General features: G+C 70.3%; 5 protein-coding genes. 4 read left to right on the forward strand and 1 reads right to left on the reverse strand.

The window, feature by feature from the left end; translation table 11 throughout:
• Positions 1 to 142 precede the first annotated feature (142 nt).
• The 4 genes from ABZY91_RS33840 to ABZY91_RS33855 are packed head-to-tail and all read left to right on the forward strand — an operon-like array spanning position 143 to position 4,230.
• The gene (locus ABZY91_RS33840; protein ID WP_329874625.1) at positions 143 to 1,087 is read left to right on the forward strand and encodes an ABC transporter permease; all 945 of its coding nucleotides are present in this window, start codon (positions 143 to 145) and stop codon (positions 1,085 to 1,087) included.
• The gene (locus ABZY91_RS33845) at positions 1,080 to 2,108 is read left to right on the forward strand and encodes an ABC transporter permease (protein ID WP_329874623.1); all 1,029 of its coding nucleotides are present in this window, start codon (positions 1,080 to 1,082) and stop codon (positions 2,106 to 2,108) included. The genes ABZY91_RS33840 and ABZY91_RS33845 overlap by 8 nt, the downstream gene beginning before the upstream one ends.
• A 15-nt stretch (positions 2,109 to 2,123) precedes the next feature.
• Positions 2,124 to 3,218, forward strand: coding sequence for an ABC transporter ATP-binding protein (locus ABZY91_RS33850; RefSeq protein WP_329874621.1), 1,095 nt, complete (start codon positions 2,124 to 2,126; stop codon positions 3,216 to 3,218).
• Positions 3,211 to 4,230, forward strand: coding sequence for a dipeptide ABC transporter ATP-binding protein (locus ABZY91_RS33855; protein ID WP_355407018.1), 1,020 nt, complete (start codon positions 3,211 to 3,213; stop codon positions 4,228 to 4,230). Before ABZY91_RS33850 ends, ABZY91_RS33855 begins: the two co-directional genes overlap by 8 nt.
• An 85-nt stretch (positions 4,231 to 4,315) precedes the next feature.
• On the opposite strand, the gene ABZY91_RS33860 is transcribed toward ABZY91_RS33855, so the two are convergent.
• The gene (locus ABZY91_RS33860) at positions 4,316 to 6,025 is read right to left on the reverse strand and encodes an ABC transporter family substrate-binding protein (RefSeq protein ID WP_355407020.1); all 1,710 of its coding nucleotides are present in this window, start codon (positions 6,023 to 6,025) and stop codon (positions 4,316 to 4,318) included.
• Positions 6,026 to 6,182: the final 157 nt, after the last annotated feature.

Below are 6,182 nucleotides of genomic sequence, written 5' to 3' on the forward strand. Positions count from 1 at the left end.
ACTTCACCCCCCTGGGTATTTTGCACCGGCAAACGTCTTATTGGGCCTCTTGCCCCCCCCGGGCCGGGACCGCCCGGGGGGGGGGGGCGGGAAACCCCCGCGCCGCCCGGCTCAGGCGTGCCCCCGACCATGAGGAGACCGCATGGGCCGCTATGTGGTCCGCCGGATCATCCAGGCCATACCTGTGATCCTCGGCGCGACGTTCCTTATCTACGCACTGGTCTTCCTGCTGCCTGGGGATCCCATCACGGCACTGGCCGGTGAGAAGCGACAGGACCCCGCCGTCGTGGCGGTCCTGCGGGACCGGTACAACCTCGACGACCCGTTCTTCATCCAGTACTGGAACTACCTGGTCGGCCTCTTCCAGGGCGACTTCGGTGAGGACTACCGCGGCAACCAGGTCGTGGACGTGATGAAGACGGCCTTTCCCTACACCATCAACCTGGCGCTCACCGCGATCGTGATCGAGATGGTCGTGGGCATCACCGCCGGTGTGGTCGCGGCCCTCCGGCGCGGCCGGTTCATCGACAACGTGGTGCTGATCTCCACCCTGATGGTCATCTCGATCCCGGTCTTCGTGATCGGCTTCGTGCTCCAGCTGCTCCTCGGGGTGAAGCTCAACACCGATCTGGGCATCGACTTCTTCCCGGTCTCCTTCAACGAGGAGGCGGGCTTCCGGTCCTACCTGCTGCCCGCCTACGTGCTCGCCTCGACCTCGCTGGCGTACGTCGCCCGGCTCACCCGCACCAGCCTGATCGAGGTCATGCGGGCCGACTACGTCCGCACGGCGGTGGCCAAGGGCCTCAGCCCGCTGCGGGTGGTGATCCGGCACGGACTGCGCAACGCGCTGATCCCGATCGTCACCTTCCTCGGCATGGACCTCGGCGGGCTGATGGGCGGCGCGGTGATCACCGAGGGCATCTTCAACATCCCCGGCGTCGGACACCAGCTCTTCCAGTCCGTCTACCTGCGGGAACGGACCATCGTCGTGGGCATCGTGAGCGCCCTGGTGATGGTCTACCTGTTCGCCAACCTGGTGGTCGACCTGCTGTACGCCGTCCTGGACCCGAGGATCCGCTATGAGTGAGCCGACGAAGCGCGAGGACGCGACGGTGGCGATTCCCGGGCAGCCCGCTGCCGGGACCGCCGCGAGCGGGCCGGCGGCCGAGGCCGCTCCGCTCGCCGGGGCGTCGCTCGACAAGAAGGACCCGGCCGGCAAGGGCCCCGCCGGGAAGGGCAAGGACGGCACGGAGCGCGTCGCCAGCCTCTGGACCGACGCCTGGTACGACCTGCGCCGCAACCCGCTGTTCCTGATCGGCGGGTTCCTGGTGCTGTTCATGGTGGTGCTGGCGATCGTCCCCGGGCTGTTCACCGACGGTGATCCGCGCGCGGGCGGCTTCTGCAACCTGGCCGACTCGCTGCAGCGGCCCAGCGCCGACCACTGGTTCGGCTTCGACGTCCAGGGCTGCGACATCTACACCCGGACGGTCTGGGGCGCCCGCAACTCGATCATCGTCGGGCTGGTGACCACCACGCTGGTGGTCGCCGTCGGCGGCACGCTGGGCCTCTGGGCCGGCTGGATCGGCGGCTTCGCGGACAGCGTGCTCTCCCGGGTCACCGAGATCTTCTTCGCCATCCCGCTGCTGCTCGGCGGGATGCTGATCATGTCGACCTGGGGCGAGGGCAACGCCTGGACGGTCTCCGCGGTGATGGCCGTCCTCGGCTGGCCGCAGATCTACCGGCTGATGCGCTCGGCGGTCCTCGCCAACAAGCACAACGACTACGTGGTGGCGGCCCGGGCCCTCGGTGCCGGCACCGGGCGGATCGTCAGCCGGCACATCCTGCCGAACGCCGTCGCGCCGGTGATCGTGGTCTCGACCATCAACCTGGGCGTCTACATCGGGGCCGAGGCCGCGCTCTCCTACCTCGGCATCGGCATCCAGTCCCCGGCGATCTCCTGGGGCCTGATGATCAGCGACGCCCAGGCCCGCTTCCTGAACGCCCCGCACGTGCTGCTCTTCCCGGCCGCCGTGCTGAGCATCACGGTGCTCGCGTTCATCATGCTCGGCGACGCGGTGCGCGACGCCCTCGACCCGAAGCTGCGCTGAGGAGGGCCGCGGACCATGACTGATCTGACCAAGCCGACGACGAAGGACGGCGCGGCGCGCCGGGACGCGGTGGAGGTGCTCGGCGGCGGCCGGGAGAACCTGGTGCCCGGCACCCCGCTGCTGGAGGTCGACGACCTGCACATCGAGTTCCACACCCGGGACGGCGTCGCCAAGGCCGTCAACGGCGTGAGCTACTCGGTGTCGGCGGGGGAGACCCTGGCGGTGCTCGGCGAGTCCGGTTCGGGCAAGTCGGTGACCGCCCAGGCGATCATGGGCATCCTCGACATGCCACCGGGGAAGATCACCTCCGGCTCGATCCGGTTCCGCGGTGAGGACCTGCTCACCATGAGCCCCAGGGCCCGCCGGGCGGTGCGCGGCCGGAAGATCGCGATGATCTTCCAGGACGCGCTCTCCTCGCTCAACCCGGTCCTGAGCGTCGGCTACCAGCTCGGCGAGATGTTCCGGGTGCACCAGGGGGCCTCGCGCAAGGAGGCCAAGGAGCGGGCGATCGAGCTGATGGAGCGGGTGCGCATCCCCGCCGCCAGGGAACGGGTCGGCGACTACCCGCACCAGTTCTCGGGCGGTATGCGCCAGCGCATCATGATCGCCATGGCCATGGCGCTGGAGCCGGACCTGATCATCGCGGACGAGCCCACCACGGCGCTGGACGTCACCGTCCAGGCGCAGGTGATGGACCTGCTCGCGGAGCTCCAGGCCGAGTTCAACATGGGCCTGATCCTGATCACCCACGACCTCGGCGTGGTCGCCGACGTCGCGGACAAGATCGCCGTGATGTACGCGGGCCGGATCGTCGAGACGGCGCCGGTGCACGAGCTGTACGCGCGCCCGGCCCACCCGTACACCAGGGGCCTCCTCAACTCGATCCCGCGCCTGGACCAGAAGGGCCAGAACCTCTACGCCATCCAGGGCCTGCCGCCCAGCCTGCTGCGGATCCCGGACGGCTGCGCCTTCAACCCGCGTTGCGACCGGGCGCAGGACGTCTGCCGCACCGAAACCCCGCGGCTGGTCCCGGTGCTGGACGCCGAGGGGGCCGACCTGCCGGGCCGCCGGAGCGCCTGCCACTTCTGGAAGGAGACCCTCCGTGGCTGAGCCCATCCTGGAGGTCAAGGACCTGGTCAAGCACTACCCGCTGACCCAGGGCATCGTCCTCAAGAAGCAGGTCGGCGCCGTCCGGGCCGTGGACGGCATCTCCTTCCAGCTGCTCAGGGGCGAGACCCTCGGCATCGTCGGCGAGTCCGGCTGCGGGAAGTCCACGCTGGCCAAGGTGCTGATGAACCTGGAGCGGGCCACCTCCGGCCAGGTGCTGTTCAAGGGCGAGGACATCACCCGGCTCTCCGGATCCGCGCTGAAGGCGGTGCGGCGGAACATCCAGATGGTGTTCCAGGACCCGTACACCTCGCTGAACCCGCGCATGACGGTCGGCGACATCATCGGTGAGCCCTACGAGATCCACCCCGAGGTGGCCCCGAAGGGCGACCGCCGCAAGGCCGTCCAGGACCTGCTGGACGTGGTGGGCCTGAACCCGGAGTACATCAACCGGTACCCGCACCAGTTCTCCGGCGGCCAGCGCCAGCGCATCGGCATCGCGCGGGGGCTGGCGCTCAAGCCGGAGCTCATCATCTGCGACGAGCCGGTCTCCGCGCTGGACGTCTCGGTACAGGCGCAGGTGATCAACCTGCTGGAGCAGCTCCAGAGCGAGTTCAACCTCTCGTACATGTTCATCGCGCACGACCTCTCGATCGTCCGGCACATCTCCGACCGCGTCGGCGTGATGTACCTCGGCAAGATGGTCGAGATCGGGACGGAGGAGCAGATCTATTCCCACCCGACGCACCCGTACACCCAGGCGCTGCTCTCCGCCGTCCCGGTGCCCGATCCGACCGGGCGCGAGTCCCGCGAGCGGATCCTGCTCAGCGGGGACATCCCCTCACCGGCCAACCCGCCGTCCGGCTGCCGGTTCCGCACCCGCTGCTGGAAGGCGGAGGAGCGCTGCTCCACCGAGATCCCGCTGCTGGCGGTGCCGTCGACCCTGGAGGGGCCGGCCGCGCACGAGTCGGCCTGCCACTTCGCGGAGGTGCGGGACGTGATCGGCGCGGGCTGAGCACGGCCGCCGAAGGGCCCCGGAGTCGCGCGGACTCCGGGGCCCCGTGCGTGCGGGACGCGCCACCGGAGGGCGCGCCCGGGCGTCACTTCTGGAAGCCGACGTTCTCCCAGACGATGTCCGAGAGGCCTTGGGCGCCGATGTTGGCCAGGTCGACGCGGGCGCCGTACAGCTGCGGGCGCTGGTAGAGGGGCAGCACGCCGGCCACCTTCCACAGCTCCGCGTCGGCCTGGTTGATCGCCTCGAAGGCGACGGCCGCGTCGCCCGCGGCGGCGGCCCGGTCGAGCGCGCCGTCGACCGCCTGGCTGCCGGCCTGGGAGTGGTTGGTGCCGCCGTTCTGGACGAAGTTGGCCCGGTTGCCGCTGGCCGGGAACGGCGTGCCGAGCAGCGAGTAGGCGGCGATGTCGAAGTCCCGCCGGTTGACGTACTTGTCGAAGAACTCGTTGGCGTTGGCGGTGACGGTGGTGACCTTGACCCCGACGTCCTTGAGCATCCGGGTGGCGACCGCGGCCTCGTTCTGGGCCTGGGTGACGCCGGCCGGGATGACCATCCGCAGGTTGAGCTCCTTGCCGTCCTTCCTGCGGACGTCGCCGTCCAGCTTCCACCCGGCGGCGTCGAGCTTGCGGACCGCCTCGGCCGGGTCGTACCGGCTGAGGCCGAGCGAGTTGTCCCGGTAGGCGTTCTGGTTGGCCACCAGCAGGTGGTTGTTGAGGACGACGGTGGGCCAGTCGAGGCCGGCGAGGTCGGTCCGGGCGATGGTGTCCCGGTTGATCGCCTGGAACAGGGCCTGGCGGACCGACGGGTCGGCGAGGGCGGGACTCCTGCTGTTCAGCGTGAACTGGCGGAAGTCGGGCCCGCCGGCGCGCCGGACGGCGGCGCCCCGGATGCCCCGGATCAGCTGGTAGCCGGCCACGTCCGGGCCGTTGCTGAAGAAGTCGATCTCGCCCTTGGCGAAGGCGGCGGCCATGGTGTTGGGGAGCATGGCGTGGAAGACGATCCGGTCCAGCAGCGGCTTCTCGCCCCACCAGGCGGGGTCGGCGACCACGGTGACGGTCTGGGCCGCCCGGTCCAGCTTCTCCACCTTGAACGGGCCCGCGGTGACCGGGATCGCGTCCAGGTAGGCGGTGTTGAACAGGTCGGGCGTGCCGGTCCGGCTGGCCGGGAGGAGCGGTGCGTTGGCGGCGCCGTTGAACATCGACTGCCACTCGGAGAACGGCCGCTCGAAGGTCATCACGGCCTGGTACTCGTCCTTGCCCCGCTCGACGGCGGAGACCAGCTCGAATCCGGTGCTGCTGGCGGACTTGTAGGCCTGGTCCCGGCCGTTCAGCGCCCGCCAGTTGGCCTCGATGTCGCGCCAGGTGATCGGCGTGCCGTCGGACCAGCGGGCCTTGGGGTTGAGCGTCCAGACGACGACCTGGCGGCCGTCCCGCTGCTCGGCGTGCGCGTCCTGGAGGTAGGCCGGGTTGGGGGTCTGGGTGCCGGCCGCGTCGGAGCGGAAGAAGGTCGGCAGCAGGGGCTTGGTGACCGTGATGGTGGAGGACTCGCTGCCGTCGGTCTGGATCGGCGACCACTGGGTGGAGTACTGGGCCACCGCGACGTGCAGGGTGCCGCCCTGGCGGAGCTCGGCGCGTTCGTGCGGGTTGATGTCGACGGCGGTGAGCTTGGGGGTCTCGACCGAGCTCGGTACGGCCAGGGCGCCGCCGGAGCCGGAGCTGCACGAACAGAGCGTCAGCGAGAGCGAGACGGCGGCGAGGCCGGCGAGCAGGGCCGTGCGGTGGGGCAGGGGGCGGCCCATGGTGGTTCTCCCGGGGCGGATGCGGCGGACGGTACGGCGTCACATCTTGCTGACCCGGGAGCGGAGTTGTTGGGGGGGGGGGGGGGGGGCTGGGGGCGCGGGGGGCCCCCCGACCCCACCACCCAGGAGTGAAAGAGAGAAGAGGGCGCCCCCCCGG

The organism is Kitasatospora sp. NPDC002965, assembly GCF_040611255.1.
Classification (GTDB): domain Bacteria; phylum Actinomycetota; class Actinomycetes; order Streptomycetales; family Streptomycetaceae; genus Kitasatospora.